Origin of the sequence: Citrobacter sp. MGH106 (assembly GCF_001037495.1) — a bacterium.
GTDB classification, from domain to species: domain Bacteria; phylum Pseudomonadota; class Gammaproteobacteria; order Enterobacterales; family Enterobacteriaceae; genus Citrobacter; species Citrobacter murliniae.
Window position 1 is genome coordinate 568295 of sequence record NZ_KQ089823.1, and the last position, 17692, is coordinate 585986.

General features: G+C 49.8%; 17 protein-coding genes, 1 rRNA gene and 2 other annotated features. Of the genes, 10 read left to right on the forward strand and 8 right to left on the reverse strand.

The features are described from left to right. Nucleotides 1–731, forward strand: a sequence feature (23S ribosomal RNA rRNA prediction is too short). 3 nt (nucleotides 732–734) lie between these two features. Then, nucleotides 735–1607 (forward strand) — a sequence feature (23S ribosomal RNA rRNA prediction is too short). Between the two features lie 105 nt (nucleotides 1608–1712). Next, nucleotides 1713–1828 (forward strand): 5S ribosomal RNA (gene rrf, locus SK36_RS22245). Nucleotides 1829–1929: 101 nt separating this feature from the next. Here rrf and mobB read toward each other — a convergent pair. Then, the gene (gene mobB / locus SK36_RS22250; RefSeq protein WP_045449857.1) at nucleotides 1930–2433 is read right to left on the reverse strand and encodes a molybdopterin-guanine dinucleotide biosynthesis protein MobB; all 504 of its coding nucleotides are present in this window, start codon (nucleotides 2431–2433) and stop codon (nucleotides 1930–1932) included. Beyond that, nucleotides 2430–3014 carry a molybdenum cofactor guanylyltransferase MobA gene (mobA, locus tag SK36_RS22255; RefSeq protein WP_045449178.1) on the reverse strand — a complete coding sequence of 195 codons (585 nt, stop codon included), beginning with the start codon at nucleotides 3012–3014 and terminating at the stop codon, nucleotides 2430–2432. The genes mobB and mobA overlap by 4 nt, the downstream gene beginning before the upstream one ends. Before the next feature lie 69 nt (nucleotides 3015–3083). On the opposite strand from mobA, the gene SK36_RS22260 reads away from it, so the two are divergent. The 3 genes from SK36_RS22260 (at nucleotide 3084) to dsbA (ending at nucleotide 5056) form a co-directional block, all read left to right on the forward strand. Beyond that, nucleotides 3084–3353, forward strand: coding sequence for a YihD family protein (locus SK36_RS22260; RefSeq protein WP_042325406.1), 270 nt, complete (start codon nucleotides 3084–3086; stop codon nucleotides 3351–3353). A 76-nt stretch (nucleotides 3354–3429) separates the two neighbouring features. After that, nucleotides 3430–4416, forward strand: a complete 987-nt coding sequence (locus tag SK36_RS22265) for a serine/threonine protein kinase (protein WP_048223324.1) — start codon at nucleotides 3430–3432, stop codon at nucleotides 4414–4416. A 16-nt stretch (nucleotides 4417–4432) separates the two neighbouring features. Continuing rightward, a complete protein-coding gene (gene dsbA / locus SK36_RS22270) occupies nucleotides 4433–5056 on the forward strand; it encodes a thiol:disulfide interchange protein DsbA (protein ID WP_045449183.1) in 624 nt (207 codons plus the stop codon). A 13-nt stretch (nucleotides 5057–5069) separates the two neighbouring features. On the opposite strand, the gene SK36_RS22275 is transcribed toward dsbA, so the two are convergent. After that, nucleotides 5070–5933, reverse strand: coding sequence for an acyltransferase (locus SK36_RS22275; protein ID WP_223307033.1), 864 nt, complete (start codon nucleotides 5931–5933; stop codon nucleotides 5070–5072). Here SK36_RS22275 and SK36_RS25115 point away from each other — a divergent pair. From SK36_RS25115 to SK36_RS25305, 3 genes are all read left to right on the forward strand, one after another. Beyond that, nucleotides 5818–6126 carry a hypothetical protein gene (locus SK36_RS25115; protein ID WP_231593102.1) on the forward strand — a complete coding sequence of 103 codons (309 nt, stop codon included), beginning with the start codon at nucleotides 5818–5820 and terminating at the stop codon, nucleotides 6124–6126. The two genes, SK36_RS22275 and SK36_RS25115, sit on opposite strands and share 116 nt — an antisense overlap. Before the next feature lie 242 nt (nucleotides 6127–6368). Continuing rightward, nucleotides 6369–9155: a DNA polymerase I gene (gene polA / locus SK36_RS22280; protein WP_048223326.1), complete on the forward strand. Its 2787-nt coding sequence runs from the start codon at nucleotides 6369–6371 to the stop codon at nucleotides 9153–9155. Nucleotides 9156–9321: 166 nt separating this feature from the next. Next, nucleotides 9322–9369, forward strand: coding sequence for a small protein SpfP (locus SK36_RS25305; RefSeq protein ID WP_071892919.1), 48 nt, complete (start codon nucleotides 9322–9324; stop codon nucleotides 9367–9369). Nucleotides 9370–9620: 251 nt separating this feature from the next. Here the strand turns inward: SK36_RS25305 and yihA are convergent, their stop codons facing one another. Continuing rightward, a complete protein-coding gene (yihA, locus tag SK36_RS22285; RefSeq protein ID WP_048223516.1) occupies nucleotides 9621–10253 on the reverse strand; it encodes a ribosome biogenesis GTP-binding protein YihA/YsxC in 633 nt (210 codons plus the stop codon). A gap of 203 nt (nucleotides 10254–10456) precedes the next feature. Here yihA and SK36_RS22290 point away from each other — a divergent pair, with 203 nt between their 5' ends. The 3 genes from SK36_RS22290 (at nucleotide 10457) to hemN (ending at nucleotide 12889) form a co-directional block, all read left to right on the forward strand. Beyond that, entirely contained in the window at nucleotides 10457–10705 is a 249-nt protein-coding gene (locus SK36_RS22290) for a hypothetical protein (protein ID WP_045449860.1), read from the forward strand. 112 nt (nucleotides 10706–10817) lie between these two features. Further along, nucleotides 10818–11327 carry a Der GTPase-activating protein YihI gene (gene yihI / locus SK36_RS22295; protein ID WP_240703920.1) on the forward strand — a complete coding sequence of 170 codons (510 nt, stop codon included), beginning with the start codon at nucleotides 10818–10820 and terminating at the stop codon, nucleotides 11325–11327. A gap of 188 nt (nucleotides 11328–11515) precedes the next feature. Next, a complete protein-coding gene (gene hemN / locus SK36_RS22300) occupies nucleotides 11516–12889 on the forward strand; it encodes an oxygen-independent coproporphyrinogen III oxidase (RefSeq protein ID WP_048223330.1) in 1374 nt (457 codons plus the stop codon). A gap of 90 nt (nucleotides 12890–12979) precedes the next feature. Here the strand turns inward: hemN and SK36_RS24800 are convergent, their stop codons facing one another. From SK36_RS24800 to glnA, 4 genes are all read right to left on the reverse strand, one after another. Further along, nucleotides 12980–13090: a YshB family small membrane protein gene (locus tag SK36_RS24800; RefSeq protein ID WP_096758886.1), complete on the reverse strand. Its 111-nt coding sequence runs from the start codon at nucleotides 13088–13090 to the stop codon at nucleotides 12980–12982. Nucleotides 13091–13202: 112 nt separating this feature from the next. After that, nucleotides 13203–14612 (reverse strand): nitrogen regulation protein NR(I), encoded by a 1410-nt coding sequence (gene glnG / locus SK36_RS22305; protein ID WP_045449862.1) that lies wholly within the window; start codon nucleotides 14610–14612, stop codon nucleotides 13203–13205. An 11-nt stretch (nucleotides 14613–14623) separates the two neighbouring features. After that, complete coding sequence (glnL, locus tag SK36_RS22310) at nucleotides 14624–15673, reverse strand: nitrogen regulation protein NR(II) (protein WP_045449194.1); 1050 nt, start codon at nucleotides 15671–15673, stop codon at nucleotides 14624–14626. A gap of 273 nt (nucleotides 15674–15946) precedes the next feature. After that, on the reverse strand, nucleotides 15947–17356 hold the full coding sequence (gene glnA / locus SK36_RS22315) for a glutamate--ammonia ligase (protein ID WP_045449196.1): 1410 nt from the start codon (nucleotides 17354–17356) through the stop codon (nucleotides 15947–15949). Between the last annotated feature and the right edge of the window lie 336 nt (nucleotides 17357–17692).

Here is a 17692-nt window from a genome sequence, read left to right on the forward strand (position 1 = left end):
CCCGCACGCCGGAAGACCAAGGGTTCCTGTCCAACGTTAATCGGGGCAGGGTGAGTCGACCCCTAAGGCGAGGCCGAAAGGCGTAGTCGATGGGAAACAGGTTAATATTCCTGTACTTGGTGTTACTGCGAAGGGGGGACGGAGAAGGCTATGTTAGCCGGGCGACGGTTGTCCCGGTTTAAGCATGTAGGCGGAGGTTCCAGGTAAATCCGGTACCTTTTAACGCTGAGGTGTGATGACGAGGCACTACGGTGCTGAAGTAACAAATGCCCTGCTTCCAGGAAAAGCCTCTAAGCATCAGGTAACACGAAATCGTACCCCAAACCGACACAGGTGGTCAGGTAGAGAATACCAAGGCGCTTGAGAGAACTCGGGTGAAGGAACTAGGCAAAATGGTGCCGTAACTTCGGGAGAAGGCACGCTGATATGTAGGTGAAGTGATTTACTCATGGAGCTGAAATCAGTCGAAGATACCAGCTGGCTGCAACTGTTTATTAAAAACACAGCACTGTGCAAACACGAAAGTGGACGTATACGGTGTGACGCCTGCCCGGTGCCGGAAGGTTAATTGATGGGGTTATCCGTAAGGAGAAGCTCTTGATCGAAGCCCCGGTAAACGGCGGCCGTAACTATAACGGTCCTAAGGTAGCGAAATTCCTTGTCGGGTAAGTTCCGACCTGCACGAATGGCGTAATGATGGCCAGGCTGTCTCCACCCGAGACTCAGTGAAATTGAACTCGCTGTGAAGATGCAGTGTACCCGCGGCAAGACGGAAAGACCCCGTGAACCTTTACTATAGCTTGACACTGAACACTGGTCCTTGATGTGTAGGATAGGTGGGAGGCTTTGAAGTGTGGACGCCAGTCTGCATGGAGCCAACCTTGAAATACCACCCTTTAATGGCTGGTGTTCTAACGTAGACCCGTGATCCGGGTTGCGGACAGTGTCTGGTGGGTAGTTTGACTGGGGCGGTCTCCTCCTAAAGAGTAACGGAGGAGCACGAAGGTTAGCTAATCCTGGTCGGACATCAGGAGGTTAGTGCAAAGGCATAAGCTAGCTTGACTGCGAGAGTGACGGCTCGAGCAGGTGCGAAAGCAGGTCTTAGTGATCCGGTGGTTCTGAATGGAAGGGCCATCGCTCAACGGATAAAAGGTACTCCGGGGATAACAGGCTGATACCGCCCAAGAGTTCATATCGACGGCGGTGTTTGGCACCTCGATGTCGGCTCATCACATCCTGGGGCTGAAGTAGGTCCCAAGGGTATGGCTGTTCGCCATTTAAAGTGGTACGCGAGCTGGGTTTAGAACGTCGTGAGACAGTTCGGTCCCTATCTGCCGTGGGCGCTGGAGAATTGAGGGGGGCTGCTCCTAGTACGAGAGGACCGGAGTGGACGCATCACTGGTGTTCGGGTTGTCATGCCAATGGCATTGCCCGGTAGCTAAATGCGGAAGAGATAAGTGCTGAAAGCATCTAAGCACGAAACTTGCCCCGAGATGAGTTCTCCCTGAGACTATAAGTCTCCTGAAGGAACGTTGAAGACGACGACGTTGATAGGTCGGGTGTGTAAGTGTAGCGATACATTGAGCTAACCGATACTAATGAACCGTGAGGCTTAACCTTACAACGCCGAAGCTGTTTTGGCGAAAGAGACGAAATTTCAGCTTGATACAGATTAAATTGACATGCGAAAGCGTGTTGATAAACAGAATTTGCCTGGCGGCTGTAGCGCGGTGGTCCCACCTGACCCCATGCCGAACTCAGAAGTGAAACGCCGTAGCGCCGATGGTAGTGTGGGGTCTCCCCATGCGAGAGTAGGGAACTGCCAGGCATCAAACCAGTGAAGAAGCCCATCCTGCCGGATGGGCTTTTTTGCGTCTATGCGTTGTGAAAAGTGCCGGATTCGGCGTAAACGCCTCATCCGGATCACGTTCATTGCTTTAGCCACCGTAAAATAAATGCCGCTATCTGTGGTATATCGTTTATATCTAACAATGGAACATCCACCATGAGTGGAACATCGCTTGCAACCGCGACAACATGTTCATCAATCGTTAATTCTTCCTTGTTGCGACCACAACCTTCACGAAAAAGCATGATCTTCGCGACAGCTTCATGCTTAAAACCCTCGACAAGCACCATATCTAACGTTGAAGCATCCATTCTGCTCACCAGATATGTTAAGTCCAACTTGGGCTCTTCTGGCGTTTCCGTCATCAATGCCCAGCGCTGCTGGCTGGCGACCAGTGTTTGAGCTGCTCCAGCTTTACGCAGTTCATAGCTATCTTTGCCGGGTTTATCGACGTCCATATCGTGGTGTGTATGCTTGATCAATCCAGGGCGAATACCTCTGGCGCACAGTTCCGGTATCAGCTTTTTGAGCAGTGTGGTTTTTCCTGTACCACTCCATGCCGCAATGCCGAGTAATGGGATCATGATTTTGTCTGCCATCTCGCGAGTTCTTCTGGTGTATTCACATTTACGAATGCGTCTCTGTGATCGCTGAAATCGACGGCATGCCCGCCAGCCAGACGCATAAAGACCATTACGCGTCGTTCACCAGACTGAAGGTAGTCCTGTAACAACGGCACTATTTTTCTATTCATCAGCGCAATTGTCGGGTGATCCCGTTCTCCATCGTGCACCCATACGACTGGCGCAGAGCTACGTTGCTCTTTTAAACGTGCGGCCAGGCTGTGGGGAATATATGGCATATCGCAAGGACAGAATAGAAACCAGTCACCAGCTTCCTGCTGAAAAACTGACAGCATTCCGGCCAGCGGGCCAGGAAAATCGGCCAATAAATCGGGGATAACTTTCAAGCCGCTTTGTTGATAAACATCCTGATGGCGATTGGCGTTAACCACGACGGTCTTAACCTGCAAGGCGAGGGTATCCGCCACGTGTCTCCATAACGGCTTACCGTGAAGTTCAAGAAGGCCTTTATCTGTTCCACCCATTCGTCTGGCCTTACCGCCAGCCAGAACAACCCCTGTTATTGCACTATCCAGAATCACTGATATCGCCTCTTTTAATGTGGGATTGACCCTGCTAACGTATTCGTATTAAGACTAAGGAGCACAACCATGAAATGTAAACGTCTGAATGAAGTTATTGAACTCCTCCAGCCGGCCTGGCAGAAAGAACCCGATCTTAACCTGATGCAATTTTTGCAGAAACTGGCAAAAGAGTCAGGTTTTGACGGAGAACTGGCGGATTTAACTGATGATATTCTGATCTACCACCTGAAAATGCGCGACTCTGCGAAAGACGCAGTGATTCCAGGTATTCAAAAAGATTATGAAGAAGATTTTAAAACTGCACTCCTGCGAGCACGTGGCGTAATTAAAGAGTAAAACCTTGTAATCGCCGCCACCGAAAGCGCTGCGAAATGATATCCTGAATCATTCGTAGTATTTTCCGGATGATGGGATGAACGACAACGCTTTTACTTTCCAGACGCTACACCCGGATACCATCATGGATGCACTGTTTGAGCAGGGGATCCGGGTGGATTCCGGGCTGACCCCGCTTAACAGCTATGAAAATCGTGTCTATCAATTCCAGGATGAAGACCGTCGACGTTTTGTCGTAAAGTTTTACCGTCCTGAACGCTGGTCTGTTGATCAAATACTGGAAGAACACCAGTTTGCCCTTGAACTGGTGCGCGATGATGTACCCGTTGCGGCGCCAATTGTGTTTGATGGCCAGACGTTATTGGGTCATCAGGGATTTCACTATGCGATATTTCCCAGTGTGGGTGGCCGCCAGTTTGAAGCCGACAACATCGATCAGATGGAGGCGGTGGGCCGCTATCTGGGACGCCTGCATCAAACTGGACGTAAACGTTCTTTTGCCTTTCGACCGACAATTGGTCTTGAAGAGTATCTGACTGAGCCGCGTAAACTTTTCGAGCATGCGCGGATCATTCCTGCAGGGCAAAAGGCAGCTTTCCTTAAGGCAACGGATGCGCTCATCACAGTGGTTACCGAGCGCTGGCATACCCGTTTTGAAACGCTACGATTGCACGGTGACTGCCATGCCGGGAACATTCTGTGGCGTGATGGCCCGATGTTCGTCGATTTAGATGATGCTCGTAATGGTCCGGCAATACAGGATCTATGGATGCTCCTTAATGGCGATAAAGCAGAACAACGTATGCAGCTTGAAACCATTATTGAGGCTTATGAAGAGTTTAGTGAGTTTGACATCGCTGAAATCGGACTCATTGAACCTTTACGCGCCATGCGTTTAGTTTATTATCTTGCCTGGCTGATTCGACGTTGGGCTGACCCTGCGTTCCCTAAAAACTTTCCATGGTTAACCGGGGAAGATTACTGGCAACGTCAGACCGCGACCTTTATTGAGCAGGCTAAAATTCTGCAAGACCCCCCCTTACAATTAACGCCAATGTATTAATCGGAGAGACCTGAACATGAAAAAAATATGGCTGGCGCTGGCTGGTATGATCTTAGCTTTTAGCGCATCGGCAGCGCAATTCCAGGATGGCAAGCAGTACATCACACTGGAAAAGCCTATTGTGGGTGAGCCTCAGGTGTTGGAGTTTTTCTCCTTCTACTGCCCGCATTGCTACCAGTTTGAAGAAGTGCTTCACGTCTCTGATAACGTGAAGAAAAAACTGCCGGAAGGCACCAAAATGACCAAATATCACGTTGAGTTTTTGGGGCCTCTTGGCAAAGACCTGACTCAGGCGTGGGCTGTTGCTTTGGCACTGGGCGTTGAAGATAAAGTTACTGTACCGTTGTTTGAAGGGGTACAGAAAACGCAGACCGTCCAGTCTGTTGCTGATATTCGTAAAGTGTTTGTCGATGCGGGTATTAAAGGTGAAGACTATGATGCTGCATGGAATAGCTTCGTGGTGAAATCACTCGTCGCACAGCAGGAAAAAGCGGCGGCTGATCTGCAACTGCAGGGCGTCCCGGCGATGTTTGTTAATGGTAAGTATCAGGTAAATCCGCAGGGTATGGATACCAGCAGCATGGATATCTTTGTACAGCAGTATGCTGATACCGTGAAATATCTGGTTGGTCAGAAGTAAAAGAAAAAGCCGGTCACTGACCGGCTTTTTTATGTGAGGCTTTAATCGCATCAAGTTGCATGTCTTTCTCACTCCACAGCGTATTCAGCCATAGCTGGAACCGACGTTTAAATCCTTTATCGTTAACGTAATCACCGTGCAGTTCTTCTTTAATTGTCTCCAGATTCACTCTCACGACAATGCGTGTCAGCTTGCCACTCAGCATATCGTAGAAAGGACGATGACTGTTTTCTGGATAACACAGCGTAATGTTGAGCAATTTATCAAACTGAGACCCTAGTACATTTAGCGCCATCGCAATGCCCGCGGCCTTGGGGGGCAATAGATTTTGATATGGCGAGCGGGTTTGCAGGTGCTTCTCTTTCGTGAAGCGCGAACCTTCAACAAAATTCACAATGGTTGTCGGATGGAGGCGAAACTTCTCACAAGAGCGACGCGTTGTTGCCACATCTTTACCGCGTCGTTCCGGATGACGGAGCAAATAGCCGCGCGAATAGCGTTTCATAAACGGCATATCCAGCGCCCAGCATGCCAGTCCAATAAAGGGGACCCAGGCGAGTTGCTGCTTAAGGAAATATTTATTCATGGGGATGTGTTTACGGAACAAAACGCAAAGCACAACGATATCAGCCCAGCTGTAGTGATTGCAGATGAGCAGATACCAGTTTTTCTTGCTAAGACCTTCCAGTCCTTCAACGTCCCACTTCAGTCGCGGATTAAGGTGTAACAGTAACGCCAGACCTTCACACCAGCAGTACATCATGAAATTACAGAAGACGGATACCTTGCGCCAGACGATGGGAAAGGGCAAAAGGAGTTTTACAACCCCGGCAAGGATGATCGGCACAGAACAAAAAATCGTGACCAATATGGTCAATACGATACTCAGCAACAGCGTTATCGCAGCGAGTATTCTCGTCATAATTAAATTATTCAAAAGGTTAGCCATAGATAGTGCGCGAAAGAGGCGCAAGGGGCTGATTTTATCAGAAAACGAACCAAATGACGGGTCTTCGCTGAATAGAAAAAACGGTAATATCTATCCACATCCAGATATAAGTCTAAAATAAGCTATAAAATTCTGCTGCTCAATATAACGCGATGAAAAATATATAAAATTATTATGCTTTATAAATTATCTTGCTGTATTTAAAGGGCTGAAAATTATTTACTCACAAAGTTATCCACAGCTCACTTTGCGGACAGTCCAGAAGATCTGCAAAAGTTTTTCCACAAATACGGTGAAAAACTCATGTTTTCATCCTGTCTGTGGCATCCTTTACCCATAATCTGATAAACAGGCACGGACATTATGGTTCAGATCCCAGAAAACCCACTTATCCTCGTAGATGGCTCATCTTACCTGTATCGCGCATACCATGCGTTTCCGCCGCTGACCAACAGCTCGGGAGAGCCTACGGGCGCTATGTACGGTGTCCTCAACATGCTGCGTAGCTTGATTCTGCAATACCAGCCGACGCATGCTGCAGTGGTCTTCGACGCTAAGGGTAAAACCTTCCGTGATGAGTTATTCGAGCATTACAAATCACATCGTCCGCCAATGCCGGACGATCTGCGTGCGCAGATAGAACCTTTACATGCGATGGTCAAAGCGATGGGGCTGCCGTTACTGGCGGTTTCCGGTGTGGAAGCGGACGATGTCATCGGTACGCTGGCGCGAGAAGCAGAGAAAATAGGGCGCCCGGTGCTGATCAGTACCGGTGATAAAGACATGGCTCAACTGGTGACACCAAATATCACGCTTATCAATACTATGACCAATACTATCCTCGGTCCGGATGAGGTAGTGAATAAGTATGGCGTGCCACCTGAGCTGATCATCGATTTCCTGGCGCTGATGGGCGACTCCTCCGATAACATTCCAGGTGTTCCGGGAGTGGGTGAAAAAACAGCTCAGGCATTGCTTCAGGGACTGGGAGGGCTGGATACCCTCTATGCTGAATCAGACAAAATCGCGGGGCTAACCTTCCGTGGTGCAAAAACCATGGCTGGCAAACTCGAGCAGAATAAAGAAGTGGCATACCTTTCTTATAAGTTGGCCACGATTAAAACGGATGTTGAACTTGAATTAACCTGTGAGCAGTTGGAAGTGCGCCAGCCTGCAGCTGACGAACTGCTTGGCCTGTTTAAGCAATATGAGTTCAAACGCTGGGTTGCTGACGTTGAAGCCGGCAAATGGCTGCAGGCGAAAGGAACAAAGCCAGCAGCAAAACCACAGGAAACAATAGCTATCGATGAAACGCCTGAGGAGCCGGCAACAGTTCTCTCATTCGATAACTATGTCACTATTCTGGACGAAGCGACGCTGGAAGAGTGGATTACGAAGCTAAAAAAAGCACCGGTCTTTGCCTTTGATACTGAAACTGACAGCCTGGATAACATCTCTGCGAACCTGGTTGGTCTCTCTTTTGCCATTGAGCCAGGCATAGCTGCATATGTTCCTGTTGCCCATGATTACCTGGATGCTCCCGATCAGATCTCTCGCGACCGTGCGTTGACGCTGCTGAAGCCGCTGCTGGAAGATGAAAAGGCGCATAAGGTTGGGCAAAATCTGAAGTACGATCGTGGCATACTGGCAAACTACGGAATTGAGCTGCGCGGCATCGTCTTTGATACCATGCTCGAATCCTACATTCTCAACAGTGTTGCCGGACGACACGACATGGACAGCCTGTCCGATCGTTGGCTGAAACATAAAACGATCACTTTTGAAGAGATCGCCGGGAAGGGTAAAAACCAACTGACCTTTAACCAGATTGCACTGGAAGAAGCCGGACGTTATGCCGCGGAAGATGCTGATGTTACGTTACAGCTGCACTTGAAAATGTGGCCAGAACTGCAAAAGCATCAAGGGCCGCTAAATGTGTTCGAGAAGATCGATATGCCGCTGGTACCAGTACTGTCTCGCGTAGAACGCAATGGTGTGAAAATTGATCCGGCGGTACTGCACAAACATTCAGAAGAGCTAACACTGCGTTTGACGGAGCTGGAGAAAAAAGCGCATGAGATAGCTGGAGAGGCATTTAACCTCTCTTCTACCAAGCAACTGCAAACCATTCTGTTTGAAAAGCAGGGTATCAAACCGCTGAAGAAAACACCGGGTGGTGCGCCGTCAACGTCGGAAGAAGTGCTGGAAGAGTTAGCGCTGGATTACCCATTGCCGAAGGTGATTCTGGAATATCGTGGGTTGGCAAAATTGAAGTCTACCTATACGGATAAACTTCCTTTGATGATCAATCCTAAAACCGGACGCGTACATACCTCGTACCATCAGGCAGTCACGGCTACTGGTCGCTTATCTTCTACCGACCCTAACCTGCAAAATATTCCGGTTCGTAATGAGGAAGGTCGTCGTATTCGCCAGGCGTTTATTGCACCAGAAGACTACGTTATTGTCTCTGCGGACTACTCGCAGATTGAACTGCGTATTATGGCGCATCTCTCGCGTGACAAAGGCCTGCTCACTGCGTTTGCTGAAGGGAAGGACATTCACCGCGCAACGGCTGCTGAAGTCTTTGGCTTGTCGCTCGATTCTGTGACCAACGAGCAGCGTCGCAGTGCGAAAGCTATCAACTTTGGTCTGATCTATGGGATGAGCGCTTTTGGTCTTGCGCGCCAGTTGAATATTCCGCGTAAAGAAGCGCAGAAATACATGGATCTCTACTTCGAACGTTACCCTGGCGTAATGGAATACATGGAACGCACGCGCGCACAGGCAAAAGAGCAAGGGTATGTTGAAACCCTGGAAGGGCGTCGCCTCTATCTGCCGGATATTAAATCCAGTAATGGCGCTCGCCGCGCCGGTGCTGAACGCGCAGCGATTAATGCCCCGATGCAGGGTACTGCTGCAGATATTATCAAGCGAGCCATGATAGATGTGGACGGATGGCTACAAGCCGAGCAGCCGCGCGTACGCATGATCATGCAGGTACACGATGAACTGGTATTTGAAGTGCATAAAGATGACCTGGAAAGCGTATCGAAAAAGATCCATCAACTGATGGAAAATGGGACGCGGATTGATGTGCCGTTACTGGTGGAAGTGGGTAGTGGTGAAAACTGGGATCAAGCGCACTAAGGGTTCAATGAATAACGCGCTCTTTTCGTAACTAAGCAACATAAGATAGAGTTTTTTGTGATATTCATTAGAATTCCCTATGTCGGGATTGAAAAAAAATTACAAAAAGTACTTTCTGAGCTGCTCAAAAAAGAGTAAAGTTATTCGCGTAGGGTACAGAGGTAAGATGTTCTATCTTTCAGACCTTTTACTTCACGTAATCGGATTTGGCTGAATATTTTAGCCGCCCCAGTCAGTAATGACTGGGGCGTTTTTTATTGTGCTCGTCATACTTCAAGCTGTATATGCGTTGGCTTTCTTGCTCACTCCAGTCCCTCACCGGAGGCGCCTTCAGCTGTTCAAAGTCGTTTCCGACGAATTTTTCCTGGTATCGCCGCCTTTACGCAACTCGAATTATTTAAAGCAATAATAAAGATCTGTAGGCCGGATAAGGCGTGTAACGTCACTATCCGGCATATCAGTGGATTATTCCCCGTCCTGCATCTCTTCAATCGGTGCCAGTTCGCTAAACCAGACATCCAGCTTCTGACGCAGTTTGTCCACGCCCAGCTTCTTCAGCGATGAGAATGCTTCGACCTGTACATCGCCATTAAATGCCAGCACCGCTTCACGTACCGTATTCAATTGGGCTTTCCGTGCACCGCTGGCCAGTTTGTCCGCTTTGGTCAGTAATACCAGAACCTGAACGTTGCTCTCTACTGCCCACAGAATCATCTGCTGATCGAGATCTTTTAGTGGATGGCGAATGTCCATCAGGACAACCAAACCTTGCAGGCTCTGACGTTTTTCCAGGTATTCAGCAAGCGCGCGTTGCCATTTGCGCTTCATCTCTTCCGGAACTTCTGCATAACCGTATCCCGGCAAGTCAACCAGACGCTTGCCGTCAACAACTTCAAAAAGGTTGATGAGCTGTGTACGGCCAGGTGTTTTAGAGGTACGCGCCAGACCCTTTTGATTTGTCAGGGTATTTAGCGCGCTGGATTTGCCTGCGTTGGAACGGCCAGCAAAAGCCACTTCGATTCCCGTATCGGAAGGTAAATGGCGAATATCAGGCGCACTCATCACAAAGTGCGTCTGTTGATAATTCAAATTAGTCAAAGCGGTCGTCTCCATCAATCAAGGCTTTGCAGCGATTATACCTGAACACCAGCAAAAGGCTGGCTTTTCGACAAGTGTGTTGTGTAAGTAAAAACCGCGCGCTTTGTGAGACATTGCCGATCGAATCTATGCGATATGACAGAGCAAATAATGATATAACTCAAATAAATCAGATAATTAACCATTATTTATACTCTGAAAAGCTGAAATTACTACCCAGGTTACTTGTACGGTTAAGCCAAAAGGGTAAAGTAGCGTCCATAGCGAGGAAGCTTACAGGATATACGACTCAGGATGAGGGTCAGGAGCGCCAGGAGGCGAAGACACAGGATTGTCAGGAAGACAAACGTCCGGAGACGTTAGTAAAAGGAAATGGAAACAACACGGAATGTTTCAGGCTAAGGGAAAAACAGGGTGTGTTGATAGCCAACATGGATTGTAAAGCCTGTTAAGGGTGAGAGTCAGGAAAAAAGGCGACAGATTACTCTGTCGCCTTTTTTCTTTATTTCTGCTAGATTCCGGCGCAATTATATACTGAATAAAAACAGCCAAAGACGAATCATGATGAAACCAACTTCTACACCACGCGGTAAAGGTCCTGCAAAAGCGCGCCGTAAAACACGCGAAGAGATTAACCAGGAAGCCCGTGACCGTAAACGCCAGAAAAAACACCGTGGTCATGCGGCAGGTAGCCGTGCGACCGGTAGTGACGGCGCATCAGGTGGCGGAAACCAAAGTAAGCACAAAGATCCTCGTATTGGCAGTAAAACCCCCATTGCATTGGGTGTGACCGAAAAGGTCACCAAACAGCACAAACCGAAGAGTGAGAAACCTATGCTTTCACCACAGGCTGAGTTGGATTTACTGGAAACGGATGAGCGCCTGGATGCGCTGCTGGAACGTCTTGAAGCGGGAGAAACCCTGAGTGATGAAGATCAGGCATGGGTTGATGCCAAGCTGGATCGCATTGATGAGCTGATGCAAAAGCTGGGTCTCTCCTATGACGACGAAGAGGAAGATGAAGAGGATGAAAAGCAGGAAGATATGATGCGCCTGCTGAAGGGTGGTAACTAACGGTTTTGTACCGTGGGCCTTCCTGTCCTGCTTATAACCCTTCCGGTTATATGTTATCTGGTGTGGTTATTCGTTAAACTACAGCGATTGTCGCGGCGCCAAAAGTGGCTGCGCAGCCGGCTTATCACCCACAATGGGACTAAGCCGGTACGCCGTACTCGCCAGAAACGCCATCGGAAGGAGTGAGCATGTCTGAACAGCTAATAGACTGGGATCTGGCCCTGATCCAGAAATATAACTATTCCGGGCCACGATATACCTCGTACCCGACCGCGCTGGAGTTTTCTGAAGACTACGGTGCAGAGGCGTTTTCGCAGGCCGTTGCGCGCTACCCTGAACGTCCACTCTCTTTATACGTCCATATCCCGTTTTGCCACAAACTGTGCTACTTCTGTGGCTGCAACAAAATTGTGACTCGTCAGCAGCATAAAGCCGATCAATATCTGGATGTGCTGGAACAAGAAATTATTCATCGTGCACCGTTGTTTGCCGGACGACATGTTAGCCAGCTGCACTGGGGCGGTGGCACCCCCACTTATTTGAATAAAGTACAGATCAGCCGTTTGATGACGTTGTTACGTGACAACTTCCACTTTAACGCTGATGCCGAAATCTCGATCGAAGTGGATCCACGTGAAATCGAGCTGGATGTCCTTGATCATTTACGTGCAGAAGGGTTTAACCGCCTGAGCATGGGGGTGCAGGACTTCAACAAAGAAGTTCAGCGTCTGGTGAACCGCGAACAGGACGAGGAGTTCATTTTTGCGCTGCTTAATCATGCGCGTGATATTGGCTTTACCTCGACGAATATCGACCTTATTTACGGGCTGCCAAAACAGACGCCGGAGAGCTTTGCTTTCACTCTGAAGCGTGTGGCAGAGCTGAATCCCGACCGCCTGAGCGTCTTTAACTATGCGCACCTGCCGACGCTTTTTGCCGCCCAGCGCAAGATCAAAGATGTTGATCTGCCCAGCGCGCAACAGAAGCTGGATATTCTGCAGGAAACCATCTCCTCACTGACCGAAACTGGCTATCAGTTCATTGGGATGGATCACTTTGCCCGCCCGGATGATGAGCTGGCAGTTGCGCAGCGAGAAGGCGTTCTGCATCGTAATTTCCAGGGCTACACCACCCAGGGTGATACTGACCTGCTGGGGATGGGTGTTTCTGCCATCAGTATGATTGGCGACTGTTACGCACAGAACCAGAAAGAGCTGAAGCTTTACTATCAGCAGGTAGATGAGTGCGGTGATGCTTTGTGGCGTGGGATCGCGTTAACCCGTGATGACTGCATTCGCCGTGACGTTATTAAGGCGCTTATCTGTAACTTCCGCCTCGATTACGCCGCCGTGGAGCAGCAATGGGGGCTGAACTTTATTGAATATTTTGCCGAAGACCTGAAACTGCTGGCACCGCTGGCGGAAGATGGGCTGGTGGACGTCAATGAGAAGGGGATTCAGGTTACGCCAAAAGGTCGCCTGCTGATCCGTAATATCTGCATGTGCTTTGATGCTTATTTGCGTCAGAAAGCACGGATACAGCAGTTCTCGCGGGTGATTTAGTGACGTTGCCCGGTGGCGCTACCGCTTACCGGGCCTACAAGTTGTGACAACCTGTAAGCTGGATAAGCGTTAGCGCCACCCGGCACGCATTCAGCTAAACAGTCCAACCAGCGCCGCACACAGCACTGCGGCAACCGCAGTTTGTGGCGTATGGCTTTCTACTGAACCGCTCGACAGAAGATTAATGATTGATTCCAGCATGATGACTTCTCCCCGTTTGCCGGGCACGATCATACTTAACTCATCGGAACAGTAAAGTACAAAATAGCAGCAATTTGCGCTCAATTATCAATCTTTACACAGTGACAAATCGTCACTCCATTCCGAGTTCTTTTAATTTACGCGTCAAGGTGTTACGCCCCCATCCTAACAAGCGTGCCGCTTCCTGTTTGTGCCCTTGGGTATGGCGTAGCGCAGTGGTTAACAGCGTACGTTCCATTTCAGGTTGCGCCTCAGACAGTAAGTTTTGATGACCGGAACGTAATGCCCTGTCAGCCCACTGTGCCAGTAAGGTTGCCCAGCTGTCCGGTTGCAAGTGCGAAGGGGCATCTGGAACTGTGGCCTCAAACAGTTCAGCCGGTAAGTCCTGAATTAGCACTTCCTGCCCGGCGGCCATTACGGTTAACCAGCGGCAGGTGTTCTCAAGCTGGCGCACGTTCCCCGGCCAGGCAAGACGTGTGAGCGCTGCTTCGGTTTCGGGGTGTAATTGCTTGGCTTCGACGCCCAGTTCGCGGGCGGCGTCCTGTAGAAAATGACGAGCCAGGCGGGGGATATCTTCCCGACGTTCACGCAGCGGCGGCAAATGGACGCGAATAACGTTCAGACGATGGAATAAGTCCTCACGGAACTTGCCTTCCTGCACACGCAGTTCGAGATTCTGATGTGTCGCCGCGATGATACGTACATCCACCTTCACTGGCGCATAGCCGCCAACGCGGTAAAATTGTCCGTCGGCTAATACGCGCAATAACCGCGTTTGTACATCCAGCGGCATATCACCAATTTCGTCGAGGAAAAGTGTGCCACCGTCGGCCTGTTCGAAGCGCCCCTGACGAATGGTATTCGCACCGGTAAACGCCCCTTTTTCATGGCCAAACAGCTCAGATTCGATCAAATCCTTCGGGATAGCCGCCATATTAAGTGCGATAAAAGGCGCTTTGACGCGAGGACTGTGACGGTGCAGGGCGTGGGCGACCAGCTCTTTACCTGTCCCGGATTCACCGTTGATTAATACGCTTATTGAAGAACGGGAAAGTCGCCCAATAATGCGAAATACATCCTGCATCGCGGGGGCTTCACCGATGATATCGGTCGTCGGGCCGTTGATCTGAATATTCCGCGGTTGCTGCTGTTCCTGATAATGGCTGATAGCGCGCTCGACCAGTGCAACAGCCTCGTCGATATCAAAAGGCTTAGGCAGATAATCGAAAGCCCCTTGCTGATAGGCGCTGACGGCGGCATCCAGATCGGAATGTGCCGTCATTATGATGACCGGAAGCATTGGATGGCGCTGTTTGATCTGTTTTAACAGCGTCAGGCCGTCCATACCCGGCATTCGGATATCCGATAACAGCACGTCTGGCGTTTTGCTGGCCAGCGCATCCAGCACTTCTTTACCACTTTCAAATGTCGTGCAGCTAAGTCCTGCCCCTGCGAGCGCACGTTCAAGCACCCAACGGATGGAACTATCGTCATCAACTACCCAGACTATTCCTCGTTGCATAAACGTCACCTTTATTTCCTGATAGGCAGGTAAACCGAGAACTCGGTATGACCCGGCCAACTGGTAAATTCAATTTTGCCGGAATGTTGATCAATCAAATTACGGGCGATGGATAATCCAAGTCCGGTACCACCCTCGCGACCGCTGACCATTGGGTAGAACAGCGTATCCTGCAAGTGAGGGGGAATACCCGGACCGTTATCCTCAACATCAATACGTGCAGCCAGGCGATAACGCATACCGTGTAGCGTGAGCTGGAAAGCGGTGCGGGTTCGCAGAATAATCTCGCCACCTTCTGGCCCTAACGCCTGTAGCGCATTGCGCACGATATTCAACAGAACCTGCTCTATCTGATCTGGATCGTGCAGCAGCTCTGGAAGACTTGGGTCGTAATCACGAATCAGCGTGACGTTTTCCGGTAGTTCCATTGAGACCAGTGCTACCACGCGTTCAGCCACTTTGTGAATACTTTCCGTAACGTGCATACCTGGCTGTTGTGGACCCAGCAAACGGTCAACCAGATTACGCAGGCGATCGGCCTGCTCAATAATGACTTTGGTATATTCTGTCAGCGCCGGGTCCGGGAGTGCTTTACTGAGAAGCTGCGCAGCACCACGTAGCCCGCCCAGTGGGTTTTTAATTTCGTGCGCCAGTCCGCGTACCAGATCGCGGGCCGCAATTTGTTGAGCATGCTGGAGCTGCTCCTGACTCAGACGGCGCTGGTTATCCATTGGGGCCATCTCCAGCAGGATAAGGCCGTCAGGAAGCCGCTGAGCGGTCACTGAGAGGATATGTGAGTGGCTGTCTATTACCAGCGTCACTTCGTTGTCCGTAAAGCCCTGGCCAGCTTCCAGGCTCTCTCGCATCAGTCCGATGTTCAAAGAGAAATAGCTCAACAGATCAGGAAGCGGTGTACCAAACAGTTTACGAGAACTTTGGGCGAGCAGCTGCTGTGCCGCGGGGTTGGCGTAATGTACCGCCAGCTCATCATCGACAAGTAAAATGCTGTTGATTAACGAATTGAGGATCTGCCCAGCATCGGGCAGCGTGCCGGTTGCCATTCAGCAGTCTCCTGAAAAAGGTTGCACCAATTTAGTGCATTATAGCTTTTTACTTAGAAAAAGCGCGAAGGATCAGGTTGTTGGTGGAGAAAAAAGCCCATCGTGTGATGGGCTAAAAGTTCCACGGCAACTAAAAAACTCCTGGCGCCTTCCACGTCGCTGCTGCGTTGGCTACCTTCGCTCACCCCACTCACATAGCTATCTATGCTCCTGGGGATTTGCTCAGTTGCCGCTTTGCCGCAACGTGAAATTCGTCGGATTATTAAGATACGGTTAAACGCTGTAGTACAGCTCGAACTCTACCGGGTGCGGCGTCATGCGTACGCGGTCATCTTCTTCGCGACGCAGTGCAATGTACGCGTCAATCGCTTCATTGGTGAATACGCCACCTGCAGTCAGGAACTCGCGGTCAAGATCCAGTTCTTTCAGTGCTTCTTCCAGAGAGCCAGCAACCTGTGGGATCTCTTTCGCTTCTTCTGGCGGCAGGTCATACAGGTTTTTATCCATGGCTTCGCCAGGATGGATTTTGTTCTTGATACCGTCAAGGCCAGCCATCAGCAGCGCGGCGAAGCACAGGTACGGGTTAGCCGCTGGGTCCGGGAAACGCACTTCGATACGACGTGCTTTCGGAGAGGCGACTACCGGAATACGGATAGATGCAGAACGGTTACGGGCAGAGTAAGCCAGCATTACCGGTGCTTCGTAACCCGGGACCAGACGCTTGTAGGAGTTGGTGGTCGGGTTTGCCAGGGCGTTAATTGCTTTCGCGTGTTTGATAACACCACCGATGTAGAACAGCGCCTGCTCAGACAGACCAGCATATTTGTCGCCAGAGAACAGGTTTACGCCGTTCTTGGACAGGGACATGTGGCAGTGCATACCGGAACCGTTATCGCCAAACATTGGTTTTGGCATAAAGGTCGCTGTTTTACCGAAACGGTGTGCAACGTTGTGAACCACATATTTGTAGATCTGAATTTCGTCCGCTTTTTTGGTCATGGTGTTAAAGCGGGTAGCAATTTCGTTCTGACCCGCAGTCGCCACTTCGTGGTGATGCGCTTCAACAACCAGGCCCATTTCTTCCATGATCAGACACATGGTAGAACGGATGTCCTGGGAGGAATCAACCGGAGGAACCGGGAAATAACCGCCTTTCACGCCAGGACGGTGACCTTTGTTACCACCTTCATATTTGGTGGAGGAGTTCCAGGCACCTTCGATGTCATCGATAGCGACGTGGGAACCGGAGATGGATGCGCCGAAACGGATGTCATCAAACAGGAAGAATTCTGGCTCTGGCCCGAACAGAACGGTGTCTGCGATGCCGGTAGCGCGCAGGTATTCTTCAGCACGTTTAGCAATAGAACGCGGGTCGCGGTCATAACCTTGCAGCGTACCTGGTTCCAGGATATCGCAACGGATGATCAGAGTAGACTCTTCAAAGAACGGGTCAATGAGAGCAGTAGAAGCATCTGGCATCAGAACCATGTCTGATTCGTTAATGCCTTTCCAGCCACCGATTGAGGAGCCGTCAAACATTTTGCCTTCTTCAAAGAATTCGGCATTTACCTGATGAGCAGGAATAGTGACGTGCTGTTCTTTACCTTTAGTATCGGTGAAGCGTAAATCAACAAACTTCACTTCGTGTTCATTCAGCATCGTCAAAACGTGTTCAGCGGACATACTTACTCTCCCGGATTGGTCATTGTCGTCGTGGTAACGAAGTCTACAATTCTGCAAAAAATTGGCCGTGTCGCCGTAAAAAATATAAAGCGAAATCTGTGCCAACTTTTAAATTGCCCCTAAAAGGCGTTATCATGCGCACCATCGTGCAAAGGGGCTGCACCATGAATGTTGTATTGCACCATTATAGTGCTTTAATGTGAACATTAGGCACCATATTGGTGCAATGGACATCAAAATACCCCTTTTAACGCTCCGTGAATGTGATCACAAAGAAACTCTGCAATACTTGTTTGCGGAGGATGTTTGTGATCCTGTTTTGTACTGCGATTAATC

What these genes read in the sequence shown, in the direction of transcription:
- dsbA (WP_045449183.1), top strand. Translation starts at nt 4,433, where the DNA reads ATGAAAAAAATATGGCTGGCGCTGGCTGGTATGATCTTAGCTTTTAGC.
- glnG (WP_045449862.1), bottom strand. Translation starts at nt 14,612, where the DNA reads ATGCAACGAGGAATAGTCTGGGTAGTTGATGACGATAGTTCCATCCGT.
- polA (WP_048223326.1), top strand. Translation starts at nt 6,369, where the DNA reads ATGGTTCAGATCCCAGAAAACCCACTTATCCTCGTAGATGGCTCATCT.
- hemN (WP_048223330.1), top strand. Translation starts at nt 11,516, where the DNA reads ATGTCTGAACAGCTAATAGACTGGGATCTGGCCCTGATCCAGAAATAT.
- SK36_RS22260 (WP_042325406.1), top strand. Translation starts at nt 3,084, where the DNA reads ATGAAATGTAAACGTCTGAATGAAGTTATTGAACTCCTCCAGCCGGCC.
- SK36_RS22265 (WP_048223324.1), top strand. Translation starts at nt 3,430, where the DNA reads ATGAACGACAACGCTTTTACTTTCCAGACGCTACACCCGGATACCATC.
- glnA (WP_045449196.1), bottom strand. Translation starts at nt 17,356, where the DNA reads ATGTCCGCTGAACACGTTTTGACGATGCTGAATGAACACGAAGTGAAG.
- yihI (WP_240703920.1), top strand. Translation starts at nt 10,818, where the DNA reads ATGAAACCAACTTCTACACCACGCGGTAAAGGTCCTGCAAAAGCGCGC.
- mobB (WP_045449857.1), bottom strand. Translation starts at nt 2,433, where the DNA reads ATGATCCCATTACTCGGCATTGCGGCATGGAGTGGTACAGGAAAAACC.
- SK36_RS25115 (WP_231593102.1), top strand. Translation starts at nt 5,818, where the DNA reads ATGAAATTACAGAAGACGGATACCTTGCGCCAGACGATGGGAAAGGGC.
- SK36_RS24800 (WP_096758886.1), bottom strand. Translation starts at nt 13,090, where the DNA reads ATGCTGGAATCAATCATTAATCTTCTGTCGAGCGGTTCAGTAGAAAGC.
- glnL (WP_045449194.1), bottom strand. Translation starts at nt 15,673, where the DNA reads ATGGCAACCGGCACGCTGCCCGATGCTGGGCAGATCCTCAATTCGTTA.